The sequence below is a fragment of the Glutamicibacter sp. genome (genome assembly GCF_035257265.1).
Lineage (GTDB): Bacteria > Actinomycetota > Actinomycetes > Actinomycetales > Micrococcaceae > Glutamicibacter.
Genome location: NZ_DATEXC010000050.1, coordinates 114,819 through 136,627, shown reverse-complemented (window position 1 = coordinate 136,627; position 21,809 = coordinate 114,819). Strand labels below are relative to the sequence as shown.

19 protein-coding genes are annotated in these 21,809 nt (G+C 56.2%); 8 read left to right on the top strand and 11 right to left on the bottom strand.

What is annotated here, in order from left to right; genetic code table 11:
• Positions 1-14: 14 nt before the first annotated feature.
• The 5 genes from VJ369_RS13570 to VJ369_RS13550 are packed head-to-tail and all read right to left on the bottom strand — an operon-like array spanning position 15 to position 4,870.
• Positions 15-866 carry a CoA ester lyase gene (locus VJ369_RS13570; RefSeq protein ID WP_324092602.1) on the bottom strand — a complete coding sequence of 284 codons (852 nt, stop codon included), beginning with the start codon at positions 864-866 and terminating at the stop codon, positions 15-17.
• A complete protein-coding gene (locus VJ369_RS13565; RefSeq protein WP_324092601.1) occupies positions 863-1,963 on the bottom strand; it encodes a zinc-binding dehydrogenase in 1,101 nt (366 codons plus the stop codon). Before VJ369_RS13565 ends, VJ369_RS13570 begins: the two co-directional genes overlap by 4 nt.
• A gap of 12 nt (positions 1,964-1,975) precedes the next feature.
• On the bottom strand, positions 1,976-3,283 hold the full coding sequence (locus tag VJ369_RS13560) for a TRAP transporter large permease (protein WP_324092600.1): 1,308 nt from the start codon (positions 3,281-3,283) through the stop codon (positions 1,976-1,978).
• The gene (locus VJ369_RS13555; protein WP_324092599.1) at positions 3,280-3,798 is read right to left on the bottom strand and encodes a TRAP transporter small permease; all 519 of its coding nucleotides are present in this window, start codon (positions 3,796-3,798) and stop codon (positions 3,280-3,282) included. Before VJ369_RS13555 ends, VJ369_RS13560 begins: the two co-directional genes overlap by 4 nt.
• 37 nt (positions 3,799-3,835) lie before the next feature.
• Positions 3,836-4,870: a TRAP transporter substrate-binding protein gene (locus tag VJ369_RS13550; protein ID WP_324092598.1), complete on the bottom strand. Its 1,035-nt coding sequence runs from the start codon at positions 4,868-4,870 to the stop codon at positions 3,836-3,838.
• 515 nt (positions 4,871-5,385) lie between these two features.
• Between VJ369_RS13550 and VJ369_RS13545 the strand changes: the two genes are divergently transcribed.
• The 6 genes from VJ369_RS13545 (at position 5,386) to VJ369_RS13520 (ending at position 12,015) form a co-directional block, all read left to right on the top strand.
• A complete protein-coding gene (locus VJ369_RS13545) occupies positions 5,386-6,303 on the top strand; it encodes an LLM class flavin-dependent oxidoreductase (RefSeq protein ID WP_324092597.1) in 918 nt (305 codons plus the stop codon).
• Between the two features lie 345 nt (positions 6,304-6,648).
• Positions 6,649-7,332 carry a fasciclin domain-containing protein gene (locus tag VJ369_RS13540; protein ID WP_324092596.1) on the top strand — a complete coding sequence of 228 codons (684 nt, stop codon included), beginning with the start codon at positions 6,649-6,651 and terminating at the stop codon, positions 7,330-7,332.
• Positions 7,333-7,474: 142 nt separating this feature from the next.
• Positions 7,475-8,122, top strand: coding sequence for a sigma-70 family RNA polymerase sigma factor (locus tag VJ369_RS13535; RefSeq protein WP_324092595.1), 648 nt, complete (start codon positions 7,475-7,477; stop codon positions 8,120-8,122).
• Positions 8,123-8,866, top strand: a complete 744-nt coding sequence (locus VJ369_RS13530; RefSeq protein ID WP_324092594.1) for an anti-sigma factor — start codon at positions 8,123-8,125, stop codon at positions 8,864-8,866. It begins immediately after the preceding gene.
• A 73-nt stretch (positions 8,867-8,939) separates the two neighbouring features.
• Positions 8,940-10,325, top strand: a complete 1,386-nt coding sequence (locus VJ369_RS13525; protein ID WP_324092593.1) for a deoxyribodipyrimidine photo-lyase — start codon at positions 8,940-8,942, stop codon at positions 10,323-10,325.
• 124 nt (positions 10,326-10,449) lie between these two features.
• Positions 10,450-12,015: a molybdopterin-dependent oxidoreductase gene (locus tag VJ369_RS13520; RefSeq protein WP_324092592.1), complete on the top strand. Its 1,566-nt coding sequence runs from the start codon at positions 10,450-10,452 to the stop codon at positions 12,013-12,015.
• Between the two features lie 89 nt (positions 12,016-12,104).
• On the opposite strand, the gene VJ369_RS13515 is transcribed toward VJ369_RS13520, so the two are convergent.
• Both VJ369_RS13515 and VJ369_RS13510 read right to left on the bottom strand, forming a co-directional pair.
• Positions 12,105-12,398, bottom strand: coding sequence for an antibiotic biosynthesis monooxygenase family protein (locus VJ369_RS13515; RefSeq protein ID WP_105677132.1), 294 nt, complete (start codon positions 12,396-12,398; stop codon positions 12,105-12,107).
• A 70-nt stretch (positions 12,399-12,468) separates the two neighbouring features.
• Positions 12,469-12,924, bottom strand: coding sequence for a DUF6069 family protein (locus VJ369_RS13510; RefSeq protein WP_324092591.1), 456 nt, complete (start codon positions 12,922-12,924; stop codon positions 12,469-12,471).
• Between the two features lie 122 nt (positions 12,925-13,046).
• Between VJ369_RS13510 and arfB the strand changes: the two genes are divergently transcribed.
• Positions 13,047-13,469, top strand: coding sequence for an alternative ribosome rescue aminoacyl-tRNA hydrolase ArfB (gene arfB / locus VJ369_RS13505; RefSeq protein WP_324092590.1), 423 nt, complete (start codon positions 13,047-13,049; stop codon positions 13,467-13,469).
• A gap of 35 nt (positions 13,470-13,504) precedes the next feature.
• On the opposite strand, the gene VJ369_RS13500 is transcribed toward arfB, so the two are convergent.
• Both VJ369_RS13500 and purU read right to left on the bottom strand, forming a co-directional pair.
• Positions 13,505-15,736, bottom strand: a complete 2,232-nt coding sequence (locus VJ369_RS13500; RefSeq protein ID WP_324092589.1) for a sigma-70 family RNA polymerase sigma factor — start codon at positions 15,734-15,736, stop codon at positions 13,505-13,507.
• Between the two features lie 585 nt (positions 15,737-16,321).
• The gene (gene purU, locus VJ369_RS13495; protein ID WP_324092588.1) at positions 16,322-17,194 is read right to left on the bottom strand and encodes a formyltetrahydrofolate deformylase; all 873 of its coding nucleotides are present in this window, start codon (positions 17,192-17,194) and stop codon (positions 16,322-16,324) included.
• 440 nt (positions 17,195-17,634) lie between these two features.
• Between purU and VJ369_RS13490 the strand changes: the two genes are divergently transcribed.
• Entirely contained in the window at positions 17,635-18,291 is a 657-nt protein-coding gene (locus VJ369_RS13490; protein ID WP_324092708.1) for a GntR family transcriptional regulator, read from the top strand.
• A gap of 80 nt (positions 18,292-18,371) precedes the next feature.
• On the opposite strand, the gene VJ369_RS13485 is transcribed toward VJ369_RS13490, so the two are convergent.
• Both VJ369_RS13485 and fdhA read right to left on the bottom strand, forming a co-directional pair.
• On the bottom strand, positions 18,372-20,234 hold the full coding sequence (locus VJ369_RS13485) for a BCCT family transporter (RefSeq protein ID WP_324092587.1): 1,863 nt from the start codon (positions 20,232-20,234) through the stop codon (positions 18,372-18,374).
• A 299-nt stretch (positions 20,235-20,533) separates the two neighbouring features.
• The gene (gene fdhA / locus VJ369_RS13480; RefSeq protein ID WP_324092586.1) at positions 20,534-21,748 is read right to left on the bottom strand and encodes a formaldehyde dehydrogenase, glutathione-independent; all 1,215 of its coding nucleotides are present in this window, start codon (positions 21,746-21,748) and stop codon (positions 20,534-20,536) included.
• Positions 21,749-21,809 lie beyond the last annotated feature (61 nt).

Below are 21,809 nucleotides of genomic sequence, written 5' to 3'. Positions count from 1 at the left end.
CCTCCTGAGTAGTTTTAGTCTTGTAGTTCTTTGGGAGCGGCAGCCAGAATGCGGCGGGCCTGGGCAGCGACGGGAGCGTCTATCATTTTTCCGTCCAACGCGCAGGCACCCCGGCCTTCGGCCAGCGACTGATCCAGAGCTGCCAGCACGCGGTGAGCCCACGTGACTTCTTGTGCGGTAGAACCGAAGCCTTCTTGCACTGTGGAAACTTGGCTTGGGTGGATGCAGGCTTTGGATGTCATTCCAAGGTTGCGGGCCGTAGCTACGTCGGCGGCTAACGCCTCGGTATTGGCTATCGCCAGATGAGGGGTGTCCATCGCAAACCGGTTGTAGGCCCTGGCGGCGATGGCCAGTTGCTGACGAGCCAGCATGATCTCGTTTCCCTGCTCGGTGCGGGAGATGCCCAGCTCCGCGGTCAGATCCTCAGCACCGAGCATCAGCCCGCTGACCCGAGGGTTGCTGGCAATACTTGCAACCTGCAGCAGACCACGGCAGGTTTCAACCAACGCGATTAGCGGCGGTGCGACCGCACCGGTGGCTTCGAATTCCTCCAGCTGGTTGGACAAGACCGATAAGGATGCTTCATCGGCCTTGGGCACCATGATGGCGTCCGGGTGGGCAGGCAAGATGGCCGCCAGGTCGTTGACCTGCAAACCGGTACCCACCGGATTGATGCGCACCCAGCGTTGCGCGGCCGAGTCCAGTTGCAGAGTTTGCACCACGTATTCGCGGGCGGTGTCCTTTTCCAGCGGACTCACCGCGTCCTCTAAATCCAGGATGATTGCGTCCACCGGCAGAGCCAAGGCCTTAGCCATCATGCGCTGCGAGCTGCCCGGCGCGAATAGTGCGGTTTGGAGCTGGCTCATGCGTTGACTGCATTCGGTTCAATAATCGCGCGAGCTACTTCCCGATTCGCTGCACGCTCCATGGCCAGCTGAGTCTCAGCCAGCGTGTAGACACGGTCGGTGAGGGTTTCGAAGGGGAAGCGGTGTCCTTCAGCAGCTAACAGGTTCAACGCACGCAACAGGTACCACGGCTGGTAGCGCAAGGTGCCACGCACCGTCAGGCATTTGCGGGTGATCAATCCAGGAAGGATCGAGACAGACTGGGACTCATCGACGCTTACGCTACCCACCTCGACCACCTGTCCACCCAAGCGAACTAGTCGAATCGCTTCGTTCAGTGCCGCCGGAACACCGGTCACGTCTACCACCACATCCGGTGCGCTACCGGTCAGTTCGGCAACCTTCAAGGCACGGCCTTCCATGGTTGGCACGTCGACCATGTTGATTACGTGGCTCGCGCCGAAACGCAGGGCCTCCTGAAGGCGGACTGCTACCGAGTCGATGACCACCACGGTGGCGCCCATCAGCGAGGCGATAGCGGAAGTAAACAAGCCGACCCCACCCGCACCCTGGACTACCACGGTGCGACCGCCGAGAGGACCGCACTGGTCCATCACGTAGAGCATCTGGGCGAAACCACAGTTGGCTCCCGCGGCCACCGCATCGCTGACAGCGTCCGGCACCTTATAGAAATACTGGTCTGCCTGCACCACGTAGTGGGTAGCGAAGCCGCCCGTGAAGTGAGGGGCATTGGCAGCAGGGGCACCCATGAAATCGCTACCGCGCTCACAAATGTTGAATAGGCCTTGCGTGCATGCTGCGCAGCGACGGCAGGTCTGGTAGTACACCGGAACAATGCGGTCACCTGGCTGCACCGGGGTCCCTGCGGAGTCGGTGGTGACACCTTCGCCGAGTTCCTGGATGACGCCGGTCATCTCGTGCCCCATGACGTGGTCGCGGAAAATATGCTTCCCTTCCCACATGTGGATGTCGGAACCGCAAATATTTGCCTTGGAAACCTGCATCAGTACCTGGCCGGAGGCCGGGGTTGGCAATGGGTATTCACGGATCTCAATGTTGCGCACACCGCTCATTGCGGCAAGTTTTCCTTGTGACATGGTTCTTCTTTCCTATTTCCACCAGAGCGTGAGCGCTGGAATGTATGTGATGAGCATCAGAACGCAGATCGCGCAGAGCACGAAAGGCCAGATGTAGCGGAGGGTCTCAGGCAAAGTCGCCTTATTTACCTTGAGCGAGACGAAGATGTTTGCTGCCAACGGAGGGGTAATCAGGCCGATTTCGATGTTGGTAACCAGAATGATGCCGAAGTGCACCGGATCGATTCCGAACTCCATTGCGGTTGGGAACAATAGCGGGGCCATGAGCAGCACCGCGGCATTTGTTTCCATGAACATGCCCACCAGGAAAAGCAGGATGTTGGCAAAGACAAGGAAGGTCATCGGATTATCGGTCAACCCGACGGTGAAGTCCGCCAGATCTTGTGGAACGCGCATCAGGGTCAGTACCTTATTGAAGATGCTGGTAAAAGCGATAACTACCAAGATGGCGCCGGATACTACCGCTGCACGGTAGAAGATGCTCGGTACGTCCTTGAGTTTCACCATCCGACCGATCAGGATAACAAGCAGTGCGTAGACACCAGCGATTGCCGCCGCCTCAGTGGCGGTGGTGACACCCGTGTAGATGCACCCCAGGATGATCACCGGCATGATCAACGCAGGCAGAGCGCGAATGACCTTGGTTTTGAACGGCGTCACGATCTCGGTGCGGGTCATAGTGGCACCGGGTCCGGGAGAACCCATGCCGCCCAATGTAGCTGTCGCTGGGTTGTACACGCTGCGCAGGCTGAGGGCGTGAACCAGCATGAAGGCCACGGTCATAATCAAACCCGGAACAAGAGTGGCGATAAACAGCTCAGATACCGACACACCTGCGGTTGCGCCGTAAACAATGAGCGGGATGCTTGGTGGGATCAGCACGCCGAGCAGGCCACTGCTGGCTACAAGCGCAGCCACGTAGCCACGCTTATAGCCCGAACGCACCATGCGCTCGCCGACGCTGGAGCCGATGGCCGCCACTGTGGCCACCGAGGAACCGGTCATCGCACCGAGGAATGCACTGGAAACCGTAGTGACATGCCCCAAGCGACCTGGCAACCAGGACAGCAGAGAATCGGCAACGTCAATCAAACGATCAATGAGCTTCCCGCGATTCATCAGTTCGCCAGCCAAGATGAAGAAGGGAATGGCAAGCAGCGGAACTGAAGCCACGGCGAAGAATGGGGCGTTGCCCACGATGCCAGCGGGAATTCCCGCCGCGCCTGCCCCGGCGATGCCGGCGATGGCGAAGCCGAAACCGATAGGGACACCGACAATCAGCAAAAAGAGTAAAGCGCCGATAATCACTGATAATTTCATTCGGGGATCACCTCGTCATTTTCCATTTCGAATTCGGCTCCAGGGGTGCGAAGCACCCTGAGGTCACGCACGAGGTTCATGAGTGTGTGGAAGGTGGCGAAGAGCAGTCCAATGACCATCGCCCCGAAGGGAACCGACAGCGGGATGCTCATTTCTGAGCTGACCCACGCACCGGTCATCGCAGCGGAAAGCAGCTTGAAAGCCTGGATTCCGAAGAGCACAACGAACAACAAGATTCCAACGTTGGCGATCTGGCGCAGGATGAATCGCAGTCGTTGCGATTTGGCAAGGGCTGCTACTTCGATGGAGATGTGTCCTCCGGTGCGCACAAGCAAACCGATGCAAAGGAAAGTCAAGGACGCGATCGAATACATAGCAACCTCACTGAGGTCTGGGATCTGCCAGTTAAAGTAGCGGACCGGTACCATGAAGGCGATCACGGCAAAGGCCATGATCATCAACAGCGTGACGACGAGTTTTTCACCTGCTACCAGCGATTTTTCAAGGGTGAACATTTGTGAGCTCCTGGGTTAGTGCGCGCTTCATCGGGCGCTACTTGAGGTTCTTTACTGCGTTGACTTCTTGTCGCAACTGAGCGATGCGATCGGCTCCGTACCGTTCTTCCATCTGCTGCCACACGGATTGGCCGACTGTTTGGAAGGCGGAGAGTTCACTTTCGGTAAGCTCAGTGACCTCAACTCCGTCCTCACGCATCTTCTTGATGTAAGAGTCGGTGAGTTTTCGCTCCTCGGCGACTTCCCAGGTCTGTGCATCCTGGGCAGCATTTTCAACAATCGCGGCTTCCTCTTCGGAAAGCCCTTCGTAAGCCTCTTCGCTCATGGCAATCGTTCCGGTCGCGTAGACGTGACGGATCATCGTGTAGAACTTGTTGATCTCATAGAAACGGTTGTCAAAGGTCAAGATCAGACCGTTGTCCTGGCCGTCTACTGTCCGTTGTTGCAAGGCGGTATACAGTTCCGGGAAGGGAATAGTGGTCGGGTGAGCGTGTAGCTGCTCGAAAAATGCGCGAATGGCGGCCGACCCAGGGACGCGAATTTTCTGTCCTTCGAGATCTTGCGGGGTGTGCACCGCGCCGTCTGAAGTTGAGACTCCGCGATATTCCAGTTCATACCATCCCAGCGCCCTAATATTGTTCTTGGCGAGTGTTTCGTGCATCGTGGTGGGGATGATTCCGTCACCGTAGAAGAGCTTGTCTGCCTGCGCGTAGTTCGCCGCAATATATGGCAGGTAGTGGAAGTCGAGCAGCGGGTCCATGCCGGCCATCGATCCTTGATTCAAGAAAGCGAAGTCCAACCCGCCCATGGACAAATCCTGACCCAACGATTCATCGCTGCCGATCTGTCCGGAGGGAAAGACCTCAACTTGAAGTTTTCCATCCGAATCATCGGAGATCTTTTTCGCGAACCGTTCCGCGCTCTTGTGCTGCACGCTGCCAGAGGCAGCAACCATGCCTAGGCGGAAGGTCTTGAAACCATCGTCTGATTCTCCGGCTGTGGCGCAGCCTGCCACAGAAAAGATCATGGCTGCTGCGACGAGGAGAATGCTGGCTCGTTTGCGCAGATTCATATTCGTGTCTCTCCGACGAATCGCTTTGACTCGGCTTTGGGTCAGGGGTGAAGGTCCCGGCTAAAAGTTTTGGTATTACCAATTAGCAATACGGTAGTACCAAACGTGAAGTTGTGTCAAGGAGCACAGTTCATCTTTGGCGCGCGAAACCAGTACCGGCTAACACCAAACAGCCATAAATTATGCGTCTCTGGGATTATGGATTCTCTTCGTATCAGATCAGCGCTGAAATTACTTGATTCTAGAGATAGCAATTTGACCGCTGAGGCGCAGAAATCCTGTATCGAAAAAATTGGAAGGGTCGGTGCACCCCAGTATTTTGATGGCACGACAAACTCGTTACTTGGACTAGACGCCTTTCGGTCGAAGGCTCCAATTCCATATTCGCCGTCAGCAGTGATGGATGCTCCTCGGGTACCAACCCGGTAAGCTCAGCCACGGACCCATCACCGTCGAGAGGACTTCATCATGCCGTTAAGCCTTAGCGCTAAGAATCAATTAGCAGATCGGCCGGCATGAGACTTTCAATTCTTGATCAGGTCCCGCTCACCGAGCACGCCCCCACGCGGCCTGAGGCATTAGCCAGCGGCCTGAATCTGGCGCAGGATGCTGACGCGCTGGGTTACCACCGCATTTGGTTTGCCGAGCACCACAATTCGCAGTCCTTCGCCAGCGCGGCCCCAGAAATGATGACGGCACTGGCACTGGAGCGCACAGCCAAGATCAGAATCGGTACCGGCGCGATTCTTCTGCCTTACTATTCGGCGCAAAAGGTTACCGAAGCGATGGGCCTGCTCTCGGCGGTTCATCCGGACCGTGTGGACACCGGTGTGGGGCGAGCCTCGCTCAGCGACCCGAACTACGCGGCAAAAATCGCTTCGCTGGTCCACGAGCTTGACGCCGCACACGCACCGTCGAATAGTGAACCTGCCGGACGCGTCTGGGTACTGGGCGCCGGTGGTTCTAGCGCACCGCTGCCGGGAACTCTCGGTGCCGGCTACGTGCACGGGCACTTCCTTCGCCCCACCGGCGGCGAGGCGGCGACCGGCGCTTATCGCGAGGCAGCACTGAGTTCCGGGCACACTCCGCATACGGTCTTGGCGGTCCGCTTCGTCACTGCGGAAACCGAGGAACATGCTCACGCGTTGGCCGAGGCTTTGCTGCTCTGGCGAGTACGTAAGGATTTTGGGCACGACGGCCCGATCCCTTCGACTGCCACCGCCGCACGTTACCAGTGGAGCACCCAGGAACGGGCACGGGCTGCGGAACGCAGTCAGGCACTGATCGTTGGAACCCCGGCCAAGGTCCGGGCCGAACTTTTGGCATTGGCTGCATCCCATCAGGCCGATGAACTGATGCTCAACACCTTGGTTAATGATCCCGAGGACCGGTTGAATTCTTACCGGCTTTTGGCAAATGATCTCATCGACTGATCCACCTGACCCATCACAGCTTGAGTGAGCACGAAAATTGCCCCTGTACCTTGACCCGGTGCAGGGGCAATTTTCTTGGGATCTAGAGCGCTCTGCCCAAAAAGTCTTCCGCAGAACGAACATCGACACTTCACCCAACGAACCGGGACGTCGCTTAATCGATGAACCGAAACTTTTCGTTTCCCCGTGATCTAGCCGATTATCAATGAAATTATGTGCCGCAAAAAAGTTTTCCAACTTATTTCAATCCTTTTCTCATCTCGCTCCGAATGCTTCATGACAGCCCGCACCAACAGGGTCGGGAAAATACGACGAGGTTTCTCGTCGTAAGGCAAGGAGATAGACATGCAGACACTCAACCGCAAATTTGTTGGAGCACTCTCGCTGGTCGCAGTTGCAGCAATGGGATTGACCGCTTGCTCAACCGGCTCCGAAACCGCAGAGCCATCAGCTTCCAGCTCCATGGCGGCCCCGAGCAGCTCGGCAATGGCCAGCGAGTCGCCAATGGCTGACTCGGACATGGACCCAGCAGCTAACCTGGTTGGCTCTGGTTGCGCGGCTTACGCCGAAGCAGTGCCAAAGGGTGACGGTTCGGTAGCCGGAATGGCTAAGGATCCGGTAGCCGTGGCAGCTTCGAACAACCCACTGCTCAAGACGCTGACCGCCGCGGTATCCGGAAAGCTGAACCCGAAGGTTGACCTCGTGGACACACTCAATGGTGATGAGTTCACGGTCTTCGCACCAGTTGATGACGCGTTCGCAGCAATCCCTGAGAAGGACCTCAACGCAGTGGTCAAGGACGCCGACATGCTCAGCAAGGTGCTGACCTACCACGTAGTTCCCGGCCAGATTAAGCCTGCAGATCTTTCAGGCGAACTGACCACCGTAGAGGGACAGGATGTTAAGGTCACCGGCAGCGGAGATGACCTGAAGGTCAATGGCGCTTCGGTCATCTGTGGTGGCGTGCAGACCGCCAACGCAACTGTTTACCTGTTGGACGAAGTGCTGATGCCACCAGCAAAGAAGTAATTAGAACCGAAAACCGGGAAGATGTTCCCCGCCAGTTGGCCGGTGCTAGGTGAAAGACCATCAGCACCGGCCTCACGGCGTTTAACGGCCCCCGCACTACGGCAGTGACTCGGGTCTTTCCGGCCCGGCCGGAACAGGAGACATGCACAACGCTGACACAACGCAATCGATGACCGGCTCCGGTGATACTCTCGAATCCATGGACAGAGCACCGAGCGGTACTGGAACGCGGGCAGAAGCCGACACCACCTCCAGCGGAGATTGGAACGGCGTCTGCCAGCGAGTGGCACAGGGAGACCATCAGGCCTTCGATTCGTTGTACCGGGAATTGTCCCCCGTGGTTTATGGAATTTCTGTCAGGCTGCTGCGAAACTCGGCCTTGGCCTCAGAGGTCACCCAGGAGGTGATGCTTGAAATCTGGAACAATGCACACAGTTTCTCACCAGGCACCGGGTCCATCTACGCGTGGGCCTCGACCATAGCCCGCCGCCGGGCAATCGACCGGATCCGTTCGGAAGAAGCCCGGACCGCACGCGAGGACCGCAACTTCACCGTAGACCGGGAAGTCACGGAAATTGATGACGAGCTGATGGCCCAAGTTGATTCGGAACGGGTTCGCAGCTGTCTGGAAACCCTGACCGACAAGGAAAAGCAGACGGTTATTGACACCTACTACGGTGGCAGCACCTATGCGCAAGTGGCCGAACGGCGGCAGATGCCCCTGGCCACGGTGAAGTCCAGAATCCGCAGCGCCTTGCAGCGCTTGAAGACATGTTTGGAGGTGGCATAAGTGGATCGCCGAAAGTATGACGGCTCATTGAGCACCGAAGACCATGAGCTACTGACCGGGCTGGCCCTGGAAGCCCTCGATTCACCCGGGGAACGCCAACGCGCCGAGGAATTGGCCGGCTCCAACGAGCAGGCAGCCCAATGGTTGCGCGGCTACCGCGAGACCCTCTCGCACATCGACCGTGCCACCGCGTTGACACCGCCGGCGGACCTGCGTGAAAAGATCTTCGCGGCGCTGCCGCCTCAGGATGCGCAAGCACCGATTTCGCTGAGCGAACGACGCGAACACAAGCGCCGCTCAATGCCGCGCTACGGCTGGCTCGCAGCAGCCGCGGCGGCAGTGGTCCTGGCCGCCGTGCCAACGGCAGTCGCGGTCAACCAGCACCAGCGTGCGGTGACCGCGGAATCCGAGAACAACGAACTGCTTTCAGTGCTTGATGGCGAGCAGGTCAAGGTGGTCAACGCCCAGATGGCCGAAGGCCAGGGCGCCATGACCTTGCTTGCTTCCTCGTCCGGGACCGTGGTGCTCGGCCACGATTTGCCAGCCATGGACCAAGAGCATGATTACCAGCTATGGACCATCGCCGAAGGCGGGTCGCCAGTTCCCTCAGATGTGGTTCCGCACGGCGACTGGAGCGCTCAACTGCCCGCGATTGAGGAAGGTACGACGATCGCTTTGACCGTTGAACCCACAGGCGGTTCAACGGCTCCCACCACCGATCCGGTGATGGCCCTCGTTGGCTAGGCTAGCGTGAACATCCAATAATTTACCTAGCCTAGCTAGGTATATATTAGGGTGTGTCTATGAGGCAGATCCAATGAACCAGCAAACGCAACCGCTCCAACTCGTGCTGTTCCGCGATGATCTCCGGACCATGGACAATCCCGCCCTGCTCGCCGCCCGCGCGGCCGGGCCTACCATCGCCGTCTTCATTCTGGACGAGCAGTCCGCGGGCATCAGGCCACTGGGAGCGGCCGCTCGCTGGTGGCTGCACCATGCCCTGGCCAGCCTCCACGATTCCCTGCACGCACTGGGCATACCGTTAATATTGCGCCGGGGCCCGGCGGTGGATATCGCCGCGGAACTCAGTGCCGCTTGCTCCCCGCAGACCGTCAGATGGAACCGCCGATACGGCGAAGCCGAACGCCTGGTAGACGCGCAGCTCAAGGAGCAACTGCGCGCCGGGGGCATCGGTGCACACAGTTACGCAGGCACGTTATTGCACGAACCGTGGGAGCTGCTGACAAAGAACGGGACCGGCTACAAGGTTTTCACGCCCTTCTACAACGCCCTGCGCAATTGGGAAATACGTCCGGCTCTGCCCGCTCCGGAAGCACAGGAACCCTTTGATTCCTCCGCTCTGGCCAGTGATGAGCTGGAGAGCTGGAAGCTGCTGCCCACCACGCCGGATTGGGCCGCGGGCTTGCGCGAGACCTGGACGCCGGGTGAACCGGCGGCCCGGCAACGGCTTGCCGAAGTCCTCGATTCCATTGCTGCGGACTATGCCAGCAGCCATGACCGGCCGGACTTAGACGGCACCTCCGCGCTGTCCCCGGCACTGCGTTGGGGCCATCTCAGCGCGCACCAGGTTTGGGAAGAATTAAGCCGCTACGCCGCAGAGTCCCCTGCAGCAGCCGAAGGAGCAACAGCCTTGCGCCGCCAAATTGCCTGGCGTGACTTCTGCTGGCACCTCTACTACCACCACCCGCAGCTTCCCACCGAAAACCTGCGCAAAGAATTTGATGATTTCGATTGGTCCTGGCCAGCGGATTCTGCAGAAGCTGCGCATCTGGTGGAAAGCTGGCAACGCGGCCGAACAGGTTTTTCGCTGGTAGATGCGGGAATGGCTCAGCTGTGGCACACCGGTTGGATGCACAATCGCGTGCGAATGGTCACCGCAAGCTTGCTGGTGAAGAACCTCGCGATTCATTGGCGAGTGGGCGAGCAATGGTTCTGGGACACCCTGGTTGACGCGGATCTCGCCAGCAATACAGCCAATTGGCAATGGGTGGCTGGCTGCGGAGCCGACGCCGCACCGTACTTCCGGATCTTCAACCCCGAGTTGCAGGCCAAAAAATTCGATCCACAAGGTTCCTACGTGTCCCGGTACGCACCTTTGGCCAGCGAACCGGTGATAGACCTTAAGCAATCAAGGACCCAAGCCCTAGAATCTTACAACCACATGAAATCACAGCAGCAATGACGTCGATGGCTTTAAAGATCTTGGCAAGCAGCCAATCCAAGACCGCTACGGCTCCGAATAACCCATAGGCACTCTCTTGGCCTAGTTGCAGACACGTGCAGAACAACGTATGAGGTGGTCGAAGATGTACGAGGCAAGCAGATCCAAGCGTTTTGAGCTATTCGCATTCGGGCTCGCCGGATTCATTTCCGCGGCGGTCCTCTTTGCTACCGCACAACTGGTCTCGGTATTTTTTGCGACCTCCTCGGCACCATTCGTCGCGTTGGGTTCGACATTCATCGACTTCACCCCGCCGTGGCTCAAAGATTTTGCCATTGCGACCTTCGGGACCAATGACAAGCTTGCGCTCTTTGTATCTTTGGGTGTGGTGGCCGCCATCCTCTCAGCACTCGTAGGCCTGCTGGCACGGCGCAGCTTTGCTGCCGCTGCCGTGTCCATCCTCATTCTGGCCGCGGTGATCGGCGCTTCGGTCATCACCCGCTCCGCGACCGACGCAATGGACTTGGTACCGGTAATTCTCGGAACACTGCTCGGCCTGGGAACCCTGAAATGGCTGACTTCGCTTGCCGCCGAGGACAGATCTCCGCAGCCAGAGGAAAAATCACCCGCCGGTCCATCTCGGCGAAAATTTCTCGTGGCCTCTTCACTTTCTCTGCTCGGGGCAGCCATCGCCGCCGGCGTGGGAACCTCCATCGCTGCAACACGCAATGCCGCAGAAGCCGCACGTCTCGCTTTAGGGTTGCCGGCACCAAAAGCTAAGGCTGCAAAGATTCCCACCGGTGCTCAGATAGACCTCAAGGGAATGCCAAAATTCGTCACACCCAATGAAGATTTCTATCGCATTGATACAGCGCTTTCCGTACCTCGCATTGACCCTGCCGAGTGGTCCCTTCGCGTGCATGGTTTGGTGGACAACGAATTCACGATGAGCTTTGATGAATTGCTCGGTGAGGAACTTGTCGAAAGCTACCTGACACTCACCTGTGTTTCAAACCCCGTCGGTGGAGACCTGGTCGGCAACGCCAAATGGCTCGGCTACCCCTTGCGCAAGTTGCTTGAGCGGGCCGGCCCTCAGGCAGGAGCCGACATGGTGCTGTCCACATCCATCGATGGGTTCAGCGCCTCCACACCACTGGAAATACTCACCGATGACCGCATGGCCCTCCTGGCGATCGGAATGAATGATGAACCGCTTCCACTGGAACATGGCTTCCCGGTGCGCATGGTGGTGCCCGGACTCTACGGCTACGTCTCAGCCACCAAGTGGGTTGTTGACCTTGAAGTGACACGGTTTGGCGAAAAAGACGCCTATTGGACTACCCGTGGATGGTCCGAGCGCGGACCTATCAAGATGTCATCCCGTGTAGACGTCCCACGGTCTTTCACCAAACTCCCGCCCGGAGAAGTTGTCATCGGCGGCACCGCATGGGCGCAGACCATCGGCATTTCCAAAGTCGAAGTCCAGGTTGATGATGAGCCGTGGCAAAAGGCCGAACTGGGCGAAGAAGCCACGCTGGATACCTGGCGCCAATGGCGCTACGTCTGGAAAGGCGGAACGTCTGGCAACCATTCAGTTACGGTTCGCGCGTATAACGCCGACGGGGAAATGCAAACCAGTGACCGCGCAGATCCGGTTCCCAATGGCGCCAGCGGCTGGCAGCGAGTGCAGTTCTCCATCTCTGACTCGTAACTCTGCTTGCGAAGTCTCACCCTGAACGTCTCGAAGCTAAAAAAATTGACCGGTGCAACAGCACCGGTCAATTTTTAGGATTGGAAACTCTAGAGCTCGACAATCTCGAATTCCATCAGGTCCGCGCCGGAAGCCACAGGCTTCTTGTCGCTTCCTGCATGGGCTGCCTCTGAGCGCTGATCCCGCCAATTCTCAAAGTCTTCGCGAGTGGCCCACTGGGTGAAAACAAAGTACCGGTCTTCGCCGGCCACGGGACGCAAAAGCTTAAAACCTTCAAAGCCTGGCGAGCTGTCTACCGAGTTTTTACGAGCGGCGAATCGCTTCTCTAGTTCGGGGCCCGCCTCGGCCGGTACCTTCAACGCGTTGATGACAACAATCGACATGTTTCTCCCTTCATTGCCCGGTTACTTTCGGGCCCTCGACGATTCCTCATCTCAGCCTACATCCCGCTTCCTAGGCAACGGCGTCTTGTTTCGCTTGCAGACGTGCAAGCTTGGATTGCCGGGAAATATGGTTTGAGTTGTTCACGGCGATGTACCACGAAGCACCAACAATAAGCAGGATCAAAGACATCCCGATACCACTGGCTAGATCGGGGGCAAACATTATTGGGTTGATGATGGAAACAACCACCACAACCACGCCGACCCACTGAGCGATCTTGGTGAAACCTGGCCGCGCACGGCCAATCAGAAAGGTCAGGAAACCTAGAATCAAGAATGGCAACGCGATGAAACGAACGATATGGATGAAGTCCACGTTCTGGAACATTCCGCCGGTGAATTTCATGGACGCGCCAGCAGCTTCACTGACTAAGAGAACAAAAACGCTCATGACCACCGCACCGAAGGTAGCGATAACCACTTGAACGTAGTTGAAAGGCATCTTGTACTTCATTTCAGCACCCATGGCTGAACATCTCCTTGGCAACTCGAAAATGGAGAACCCTCCAATTTCAATGTACTCCGATTTGGGTGCCTTGAACCCAAGAGTTTTTCTGTGCTTGCCGGTACCCGTGGGATGCTAGAAGTATGGATTTAGAGATCAGCCGCGCACTGAGCATTCCGGATTCGGAGCTCAACTGGCGGTTCTCTCGTTCGTCTGGCCCCGGCGGCCAGCATGTCAACACCTCGGATAGCCGCGTTGAGCTGTCATGGTCAGTTACCGGTTCACGCGCACTTAGCGATTATCAACGTGAACGCTTAGTGACCAGGTTAGATTCAAAGCTCATTGCTGGCGTCATTACCGTCAGCGCATCGGAGCAACGTTCCCAGCTACGCAACCGCGAGCTTGCCTTGCAAAAACTCGCCAAGATCATCGCCACCGCACTAGCACCAGACGGGCCAAGCCGGCGCGCCACGAAGCCTACTAAGGGATCGCAGCGGCGCCGACTGGCAACAAAGTCACGTCGTTCAGAAACTAAGGCACAGCGCAAGCGCCCTTCGGCTGACTAAACACGAATAACCCGTCAGTTTAGTCTGTATTTTTATCAACGGACAGAAAATTCATACCGTGCTGCTGGATCATTTGAATCACTGAAACTGATGTTTATGTTTCGGTGTCGCGGGAGTAGCGTGAGAGTCACCGTTGCTGGCGTATCAGTAGTATTTAGGCACTGAACACTCATAGTTTTTGATGATGTCGGTGTCGCCGTGCAACCTGCGCCAACGTTGATCCAGCCCCACAAATAGTGGTCCATCTCGACGTTGAAGACCAACTGCTTATTTTTCATCGGTTCGGTGGGAGTCACTGTGAACTCATAACGAGACAAGAATCCGCCATGAAGCTTATTCATCAATACTTCAAAACTTACGTTTGATTCACTTTCTTCAGGCTCTGAAGGCTCATCTGTTGGCTCCGGTGTCGGTTTCGTAGTTGGCTCAACCGTCGGTTCCACATGCGGTTCAGGCGTGGGTTCCGGTGTCGGTTCCCCAGTTGGTTCAATGCTCGGTTCAGGAGTGGGTTCCGACGTTGGCTCCCAACTCGACTCATCAGTTGGTTCAACCGTCGGTTCTAAACTCGGTTCCCCAGTTGGTTCAACACTCGGTTCCGTAGTTTGCTCAATCGTCGGTTCCGAAGTTGGCTCCCAACTCGACTCCTCAGTCGGTTCAACACTCGGTTCCGAAGTTGGCTCCCAACTCGACTCCTCAGTCGGTTCAACACTCGGTTCCGTAGTTTGCTCAATCGTCGGTTCCGAAGTTGGCTCCGGACTCGGTTCCCTAGTTGGTTCGATGCTAGATTCAAGCGTGGGTTCCGACGTTGGCTCAACCGTCGGTTTAACGCTCGATTCAAGAGTGGGTTCCGATGTTGGCTCTATCGTTGGTTCCTGCGTCAGCTCAGCACTAGGCTTTGGCACTAGCTCCGCTGAAGGTGAGGGCATTTCTTCAGGGGTAGGTTCTACCGTGGGTTTGGCCGTAACCTCAGCACTCGGCTCAAAGCTGGGTTCCACTGATGATTTCGACGTTGGTTCAGTTGTGGGCAGCGTACTCGATTGCAGGCCTGACACCGGCCCTGCGCTGAACAAAAATTCATTGACGCCAGACGGTCGTGTGGGTTCCGGGGATATTTTGCCCTCTTGCGAATCAGCCTCTGAGGTGTCCGATGGTACTCGAAAGGAGATTGAATCCCTGATGAAGTCCACAATCTCACTTCGTGCTTCAACATTTTCTGTTTCGAAGACTTGTTGCTGGGAGGCGTCCTCAATGTAGGGTTCGTTTTGACGGCCACCAAGCAACGGTGGCAAAATCCCTGCAGCGGAAGCAACCACTGCTAATACTGTCAGCCCACTTCCAACGCTCACCAAAACTGCTGTGGCGCTCGCCGCTCCGGTAGCAACAGTTGTCACGCTTGAACCAGCCACTACAGTGCCTGCCGATGCCCCGCCAGCGACAGTGCTCAGGCTAGCGCCGAGTTGCGTCACGCCACCGGCCGCCGATAATCCAAGCGCCGTGGTTCCACCAACTATCAAAGGAAGCACCACGCTTCGCATCAATCCGCCGATATGTTGTAATTCGCCATACACTAAGGCACAAGCGGGGCAACCTTTTATGTGCCCCTGGAGCGAGCGCCGTGCCTTGGCAGGAAGATTCCTGCGGATAAACGCCGGCATTTGCTTACGAGCAGTTTCACAACTCGCGGCAAGGTCCAATTGGTCGTTCAGATGTGCGGAGAGGTAGGACTCGCGTAGTCCTTCGCGGGCTCTCACCGCCAAGGCCGACACGGCATTGGGAGCAATCCCCAAGATCGCGGCAATTTCACGTGGTGGCATTCCATCAACTTCGTTATGCCATAAAACAGCCCGCCAGCGCTCGGGCAACGAGTTAAAAGCTCTACTGATAAGCAGAGCCTCATTACGTTGCATGGCCTCATCAGCCTGCGGATCGCCATGCCCGAATTCGGGCATTTCATCTGTGACGATATCTCGCTTGGCGGCATTGTTTCTCCCGAAGGCTTCCCGCGAGACTGTAGTCAACAAGTAAGCACGAAAGAATTCGGACGGGCCTTTTCCACGTGCTAGGCAAGTAAACACTCTTAAGAAAGCATCGGAAACAATATCTTCCGCTTCGGAAGGATTGTCTGTATGTCGGTAGGCTACAGCTAGTGCTACCTGTTTATGTCGCTGGTAAAGGCGTTCCTGGCAAGTCTCATTACCAATGCGGGCTCCTTCAATGAGATCCGAATCGCTTGCCCCGGCGAAATCGGCTCCTGGATCTACTGCCACAAAGTCCCCAAACTTTAGAAATCAATGCATCTTGCTCTAAACATGCGCAATGAATTAGTTCCCCAAGACCTTAGAATTGCACAGCCAGTATTCGTCGACTTCATCGACTATACCGACATACGGGTGTGTTTCACCGCCTCCTGTCACTTGTTCGACGGACCTCCTTGGGTCTCGCACGGCCTTCTTTATTACTTATAGCCACAGTGGCTGAATGGGTCTCCCCAAAAATAGCTAACCATCCAGCCACCACCGCTGCAGGTAAAAGTTCAAGCCCCCAAGACCCGAATCCTCACCTATGTACGTTAAGAGTCGGCGAACCGGGATTCGTGACGCAGTTATTCGAAAAACTTTAAATTTTTCTGGCTTTGCTCAGATCAGCCATAATTCAGCTTTAGGAATTCTGACCAATCGACCCGACAGGCACATTCAGTTCGGTGATGTATTTCGTCGCTCCGGCATCCGGGCACAGTGCTAGGCACGTCATTTTCTTCTCCCCGTGAAAAATGACGTGCCTAGTTATGGCTGCTTCTTACGTAGCCTCGCAGATGCACATTACTGTTTTAGAACTTCGTTTTACCGACCCTTTTAGCGCAACACCACTGTCCGCGACCCGTTGAGGAATACGCGGTCTTCACAGTGCCAGCGCACCGCGTCCGAGAGCGCCTTGCATTCGGTATCTCGGCCCGCTGCTACTAGATTTTCTGGTCCGTAGCTGTGGTCTACTTCTTGGACCTGCTGGGCAATGATTGGGCCCTCATCCAGTTCGCTGTTGACGTAGTGCGCAGTCGCGCCCACGGTCTTCACACCACGCTCGAATGCTTGGTGGTAGGGCTTCGCTCCTTTGAAGGAGGGGAGGAATGAATGATGAATATTAATTGCCCTACCAGTGAGCTTCCTAGTCAAGTCATCGGAGAGGACCTGCATATACCTAGCAAGCACCACCAGGTCGATATCAAAGCGGTCCACCAGTTCCATCAACTTGGTTTCCGCTTCGGGCTTTGTTTCAGCGGTGACCGGAATGTGGAAGAACGGTATCCCATTCCATTCAACCTGCTGACGGTGGTCTGGATGGTTTGAGACCACCGCAGCAATCTCCACTGGAAGTTCACCCATTCGGGCGCGGAACAGTAGATCATGCAGGCAGTGCCCGAATTTCGAGACCATGACAACTACGCGCTTTTTCTTTCCAGCAGCACGCATTCCCCACTGGGCTTGATACTCCTGCGCGAGCTCTTCGAGGCTCGCTTCAAGTCCGGCAATGTCTTGGGTGGTATCGGGCTCATTGCAGATTTCGAATTCAATTCTCATGAACAAGGTGCCTGACCTCTGGTCATCATGTTGCTTGAGTTCGCGGATGTCTCCCTGATGCTTCAATAGCAATCCGGTAACAGCATGAACGATTCCCGAACGCTCGGCGCAGGTGAAAGTCAGGACGTAGATATTGTTTGGTTCGGTCATTGTGCCGCTCCTTATTAGTTCACCGAGCTGACGGAGGCATCCGCCATAAGTCGTGTTTGAGTGAAGATGAGCCAAGATACTTCATTGCGCCTGCAAGGCCGGGCTAAAAGGTATGAGAGGAAAACCTGGCTTGAGTTTGGTGATGACCACCAGCAAAATCAAAATAAACCAAGTTAAGTACCGGATATAAAACTACTGATATATCAATGTTTGATCACAAGCTTAGGCGTGCGTCTATCCATCGTCAATAGGTATTTTCAATCATTTTTCACTGGGCTCACGCAGCAACGGTCGTCGTCGGATCCAGGCTAGAAAGACGACATGCTGGAGCACTATTCGAAACGAAAAACTCACCTTCAAGGTGACCAGAAGCGCTTCTGCGAGATACTCTTTGCTTATAGGCAACTGATATTTCACAAGTGAATGAGAGCAATGTTCTGATGCCACCTACGCCCACACAAACAACCACCAGTTCGATGGCCGATCGCGCCTACGACCTGCTAAGGGATCGACTTGTGCTGTTGGAAATCGCTCCGACGCATCCCATTCATGAACCTGCTTTGGCCGAGGAACTTACCGTGGGGCGTACCCCTATACGCGAAGCGCTGAAGCGTCTTGAAACCGATCATTTGGTTGTCTCCTACCCACGTCGCGGAACTTTTGCCACCGCCGTAGACTTTCACGAACTGAACCAAATTTCTGAGATCCGCCAGGTGCTCGAACCCATGGCCGCGCATAATGCAGCGGCAAATAAGGATCCCGAGATTCGCGCCGAACTAGCCGAATACCTGAAGAAGATTGATTCTCTGGACGAGTCCATGGATCAACGCTCGTTATTGCTCCTAGACGTGCACATTCACCGGTTGATTTACCGCGCCAGCGCCAATAAGCATCTCGAAGAAACGCTTGTACGCCTCGATAATCTAGTCACTCGCATTTGGTGTTTGGTTATCGACCAAATGCCACCCATAGCCGAACATATTATTGAGCATTCTGCTCTTCTGAAAGCCATCCTGGACGGCGACGGAACGAAAGCTGCACAGCTTGTCTCCGCTCACGTGGCCCACTTTGAGCAAGCCTTGCGAAAAGCACCATAAGCCCCGCGACACCTCGCGATGCTCGGAAGCAACCAGTTGGTTTTCACCCTAGGTCTGCTGCCGAGCATCTGAGTTTTCTATTACCTGCCGGCCGGTTCCGTTTGCGGATCCCGATCCTCATCGGTTTCCGCCCTATCGGTCGTTGACCGCATAGGTGCTTCCGCTGTACCGACCGCGGGATTAGCCTTGACTGTGACTATCGAATTTTCTCTTGTCATCAAGCTGAACTGTTCCCCGTCATGTCGTTCAAGGCCATCATCAACTGCCTGTTCAAGTACCTCCAGCGCTACCTTGCCGCGCAGCACCAGCGGATCACGGCTCAGGTCTTTCCAGATAGCCACGCAGAGCAGCAACATCACCAGAACAAATGGCAGTGCGGCGACAATGGTGATGTTCTTCAGACCATTCAGCGCTGCCGCCGGATGATCTCCACCGGCCAACAGCATCACCGCAGCCACGGCGCCTACCGAGACACCCCAGAAGATCACGGATTTCTTGCTCGGATCCTCGGCGCCTCGTTCGCTGAGCGCACCCATCACAATCGAGGCAGAATCCGCTCCGGTGACGAAGAAGATCGCGATGAGCACCACAGTAAGTACCATCAACACCGTTGCGAACCAGGCCGGGAAGGGTAGTTTGTCCAGCAGATCAAAGAGCACTGAATCAAAGACGATGTCCGGGGCGCCATCAACCATTTGTGCCATGGCTTGTCCCATGTCGCCGCTTCGTTCGGCACGTTCCTGCAACCCAATGGCTCCGCCACCAAAGATAGAGAACCAGATCAACGTGACGGTTGAGGGTACGAGCAAGACACCTGTAACGAATTGGCGAATGCTTCGACCCCGCGAAATACGAGCAATGAACAACCCCACAAATGGCGTCCAAGACACCCACCAGGCCCAGTAGAAGATAGTCCATGAAGACAGCCAGGTCGCCATGGTTTCATCACCCGAGGCAGCTGTGCGCGAAGCCATTTGCGGCAGGTCGCTGATAAAGGATCCTACGGCGTTCGGGATGATATTCAAGATAAATAGCGTCGGGCCACCGATGAAAACCACCAATGCCAAGATCACCGCAAGCACCATATTAATGTTTGAAAGCCACTGAATGCCGCGTTCAATTCCAGAGACCGCCGAGGCCACAAACATGGCCGTCAGAATCGCAATAATCAGCACCAACATGCCCGAGCCGACCTTATCCAGCATGCCGGCGGACTGGATACCGCCGCCGATCTGCAACGCTCCAAGACCTAGCGAGCAAGCTGAACCGAAGAGAGTCGCCAGAATCGCCAAAATGTTAATCGTCTTACCGCCGGCACCGTGAACTACCCGTTCACCAAAGACCGAACTGAACATCGAGGAGAACAATTGCGGACGTCCTAGACGGAAGCTTCCATAGGCCATCCCCAAGCCAACAATCGCGTACATAGCCCAGGGGAAAAGTGTCCAGTGAAAAAGCGTGGTGCCCATGGCTGTGCCCACCGCGGCCGAAGTCTGACCGTCAACCGTTCCCGGCGGTGGTGACATATAGAAGAACAATGGTTCGCCCACACCATAAAAGACCAGCCCGATGCCCATACCGGTTGCAAACATCATGGAGATCCATGAGATCGTGCTGAACTGCGGTTTCTCCCCATCCTTGCCTAACGGGATCCGGCCAAAGCTCTTAGCCGCCACAACAAGCACAAAAACCGTGAACACCGTCGCTGCAATGACGAAGACCCAGCCGGTATTCGTGATCACCCAGTCCAGGGCGGTACTTGCCGCACTCCCCAGGCCGGTGGGGGAAGAAAATCCCCAGATGATAAAGGCCAACGTCAAGATTCCGGCTATTCCGAAGACCCAGTAGTCTGTGCCCGCGGCAAGATATCTCTTCGGCTTTCGTCTGCGCGCGGAATGAAGCTCGCTCACCAGATCTTGGACGGGTTGCTCGTTATTTTTCATGGCTTTCCTTTGTTGGCGGAACTTTTTAACCGACACTCACTGAAGATTTTTTGCGTCAGTAGTTTTCATCTCGATGGCGACTGCATCCACCCGCCGAGACGATGTTCCGTAGCCTGATGTCTTGATGTCCGCCAGTGCCGTCGACCTGTGGTGGACCGGTGACCCATTTTTGGGCGCAACAAGTCCGGGCATGGACATCTTGGGATAATTCCGCCCCAGAAGATGCGAGTCTCTAGGGGTTGGATAACGGGCACGAACAGATCTAAAAACCTGCTCGTGCCCGGGAAACTGATGCGGGCTTAAGCGCGGATCATATTGTGTGGATCAAGGACAAATTTCTGCGCAGCGCCCTCGTCAAAGGCTGCGTAGCCCTGCGGTGCATCTTTCAAAGCAATCGCGGTCGCATTGACGTTTTTGGCGATGCTCACCTTGTCGGAGAGGATTGCCTGCATGAGCCCGCGGTGGTATTTCATGACCGGGCATTGGCCCGTGACAAAGGTATGCGATTTAGCGAACCCCAAACCAAAACGCATTGACAGCGAACCCTGCTTGGCCGCTTCATCTGCGGCTCCTGGGTCGCCGGTGACGTAGAGTCCCGGAATACCCAAGGCACCACCGGCACGGGTGATTTCCATCAGCGAGTTCAAGACCGTAGCAGGCTGCTCTGTCTTGGCGTTTTGGCCGTGTCCGCGCGCTTCAAAGCCCACGGCGTCAATTCCGCAATCCACCTCTGGAACACCGAGGATTTGTGCAATCTGCTCGCCCGGGTCGCCCAGCGAAACGTCTACCGTCTCGCAGCCAAAGCTCCTGGCTTGGGCTAGTCTGTCTGCGTTAAGATCACCGACGATGACCGTGGCAGCCCCCAGAAGTTGGGCCGAGGTGGCAGCTGCCAATCCAACCGGACCGGCACCGGCGACGTACACCGTGGAGCCAACCGTCACCCCGGCACCGATGGCGCCGTGGTAGCCGGTGGGAAAGATATCGGAGAGCATGGTCAGGTCCAAGATTTTCTCCATTGCCTGATCCCGGTCAGGGAATTTCAGCGCGTTCCAGTCCGCATACGGAACCAGCACGTACTCGGCCTGGCCACCAACCCAGCCACCCATATCCACGTAGCCGTAGGCCGAACCCGGCCGGTCAGGATTGACGTTCAAGCAGATGCCGGTTTGTCCGACCTTGCAGTTTCGACAACGCCCACAGGAGATATTGAAGGGTACCGAAACAACGTCACCTACCTTAAGGAACTCTACGTCACGGCCTACTTCTACGACCTCGCCGGTGATTTCGTGGCCAAGCACTAGCCCCTGCGGAGCCGTGGTGCGTCCGCGCACCATATGTTGGTCGGATCCGCAGATGTTGGTGGCGATGGTTTTCAGGATGACACCGTGATGCACCTGGCGCCCGATGTTAGCCGGGTGGACTCCCGGACCGTCCTTCAGTTCAAATTCTGGGTACGGGGTGTCGATAAGTTCGACCTTGCCTGCACCGGCGTAGCTGACTGCCAAGTTGCCCATGGATGACCTTTCACATGAAATATCAGTTGGATACTATTCGGACTTAGCCAAAGTCTGCTCA

What these genes read in the sequence shown, in the direction of transcription:
- VJ369_RS13545 (WP_324092597.1), top strand. Translation starts at nt 5,386, where the DNA reads ATGAGACTTTCAATTCTTGATCAGGTCCCGCTCACCGAGCACGCCCCC.
- VJ369_RS13525 (WP_324092593.1), top strand. Translation starts at nt 8,940, where the DNA reads ATGAACCAGCAAACGCAACCGCTCCAACTCGTGCTGTTCCGCGATGAT.
- VJ369_RS13485 (WP_324092587.1), bottom strand. Translation starts at nt 20,234, where the DNA reads ATGAAAAATAACGAGCAACCCGTCCAAGATCTGGTGAGCGAGCTTCAT.
- fdhA (WP_324092586.1), bottom strand. Translation starts at nt 21,748, where the DNA reads ATGGGCAACTTGGCAGTCAGCTACGCCGGTGCAGGCAAGGTCGAACTT.
- VJ369_RS13570 (WP_324092602.1), bottom strand. Translation starts at nt 866, where the DNA reads ATGAGCCAGCTCCAAACCGCACTATTCGCGCCGGGCAGCTCGCAGCGC.
- VJ369_RS13555 (WP_324092599.1), bottom strand. Translation starts at nt 3,798, where the DNA reads ATGTTCACCCTTGAAAAATCGCTGGTAGCAGGTGAAAAACTCGTCGTC.
- VJ369_RS13565 (WP_324092601.1), bottom strand. Translation starts at nt 1,963, where the DNA reads ATGTCACAAGGAAAACTTGCCGCAATGAGCGGTGTGCGCAACATTGAG.
- VJ369_RS13510 (WP_324092591.1), bottom strand. Translation starts at nt 12,924, where the DNA reads ATGGGTGCTGAAATGAAGTACAAGATGCCTTTCAACTACGTTCAAGTG.
- VJ369_RS13520 (WP_324092592.1), top strand. Translation starts at nt 10,450, where the DNA reads ATGTACGAGGCAAGCAGATCCAAGCGTTTTGAGCTATTCGCATTCGGG.
- arfB (WP_324092590.1), top strand. Translation starts at nt 13,047, where the DNA reads ATGGATTTAGAGATCAGCCGCGCACTGAGCATTCCGGATTCGGAGCTC.
- VJ369_RS13540 (WP_324092596.1), top strand. Translation starts at nt 6,649, where the DNA reads ATGCAGACACTCAACCGCAAATTTGTTGGAGCACTCTCGCTGGTCGCA.
- VJ369_RS13490 (WP_324092708.1), top strand. Translation starts at nt 17,635, where the DNA reads ATGCCACCTACGCCCACACAAACAACCACCAGTTCGATGGCCGATCGC.
- VJ369_RS13535 (WP_324092595.1), top strand. Translation starts at nt 7,475, where the DNA reads ATGCACAACGCTGACACAACGCAATCGATGACCGGCTCCGGTGATACT.
- purU (WP_324092588.1), bottom strand. Translation starts at nt 17,194, where the DNA reads ATGACCGAACCAAACAATATCTACGTCCTGACTTTCACCTGCGCCGAG.
- VJ369_RS13550 (WP_324092598.1), bottom strand. Translation starts at nt 4,870, where the DNA reads ATGAATCTGCGCAAACGAGCCAGCATTCTCCTCGTCGCAGCAGCCATG.
- VJ369_RS13515 (WP_105677132.1), bottom strand. Translation starts at nt 12,398, where the DNA reads ATGTCGATTGTTGTCATCAACGCGTTGAAGGTACCGGCCGAGGCGGGC.
- VJ369_RS13560 (WP_324092600.1), bottom strand. Translation starts at nt 3,283, where the DNA reads ATGAAATTATCAGTGATTATCGGCGCTTTACTCTTTTTGCTGATTGTC.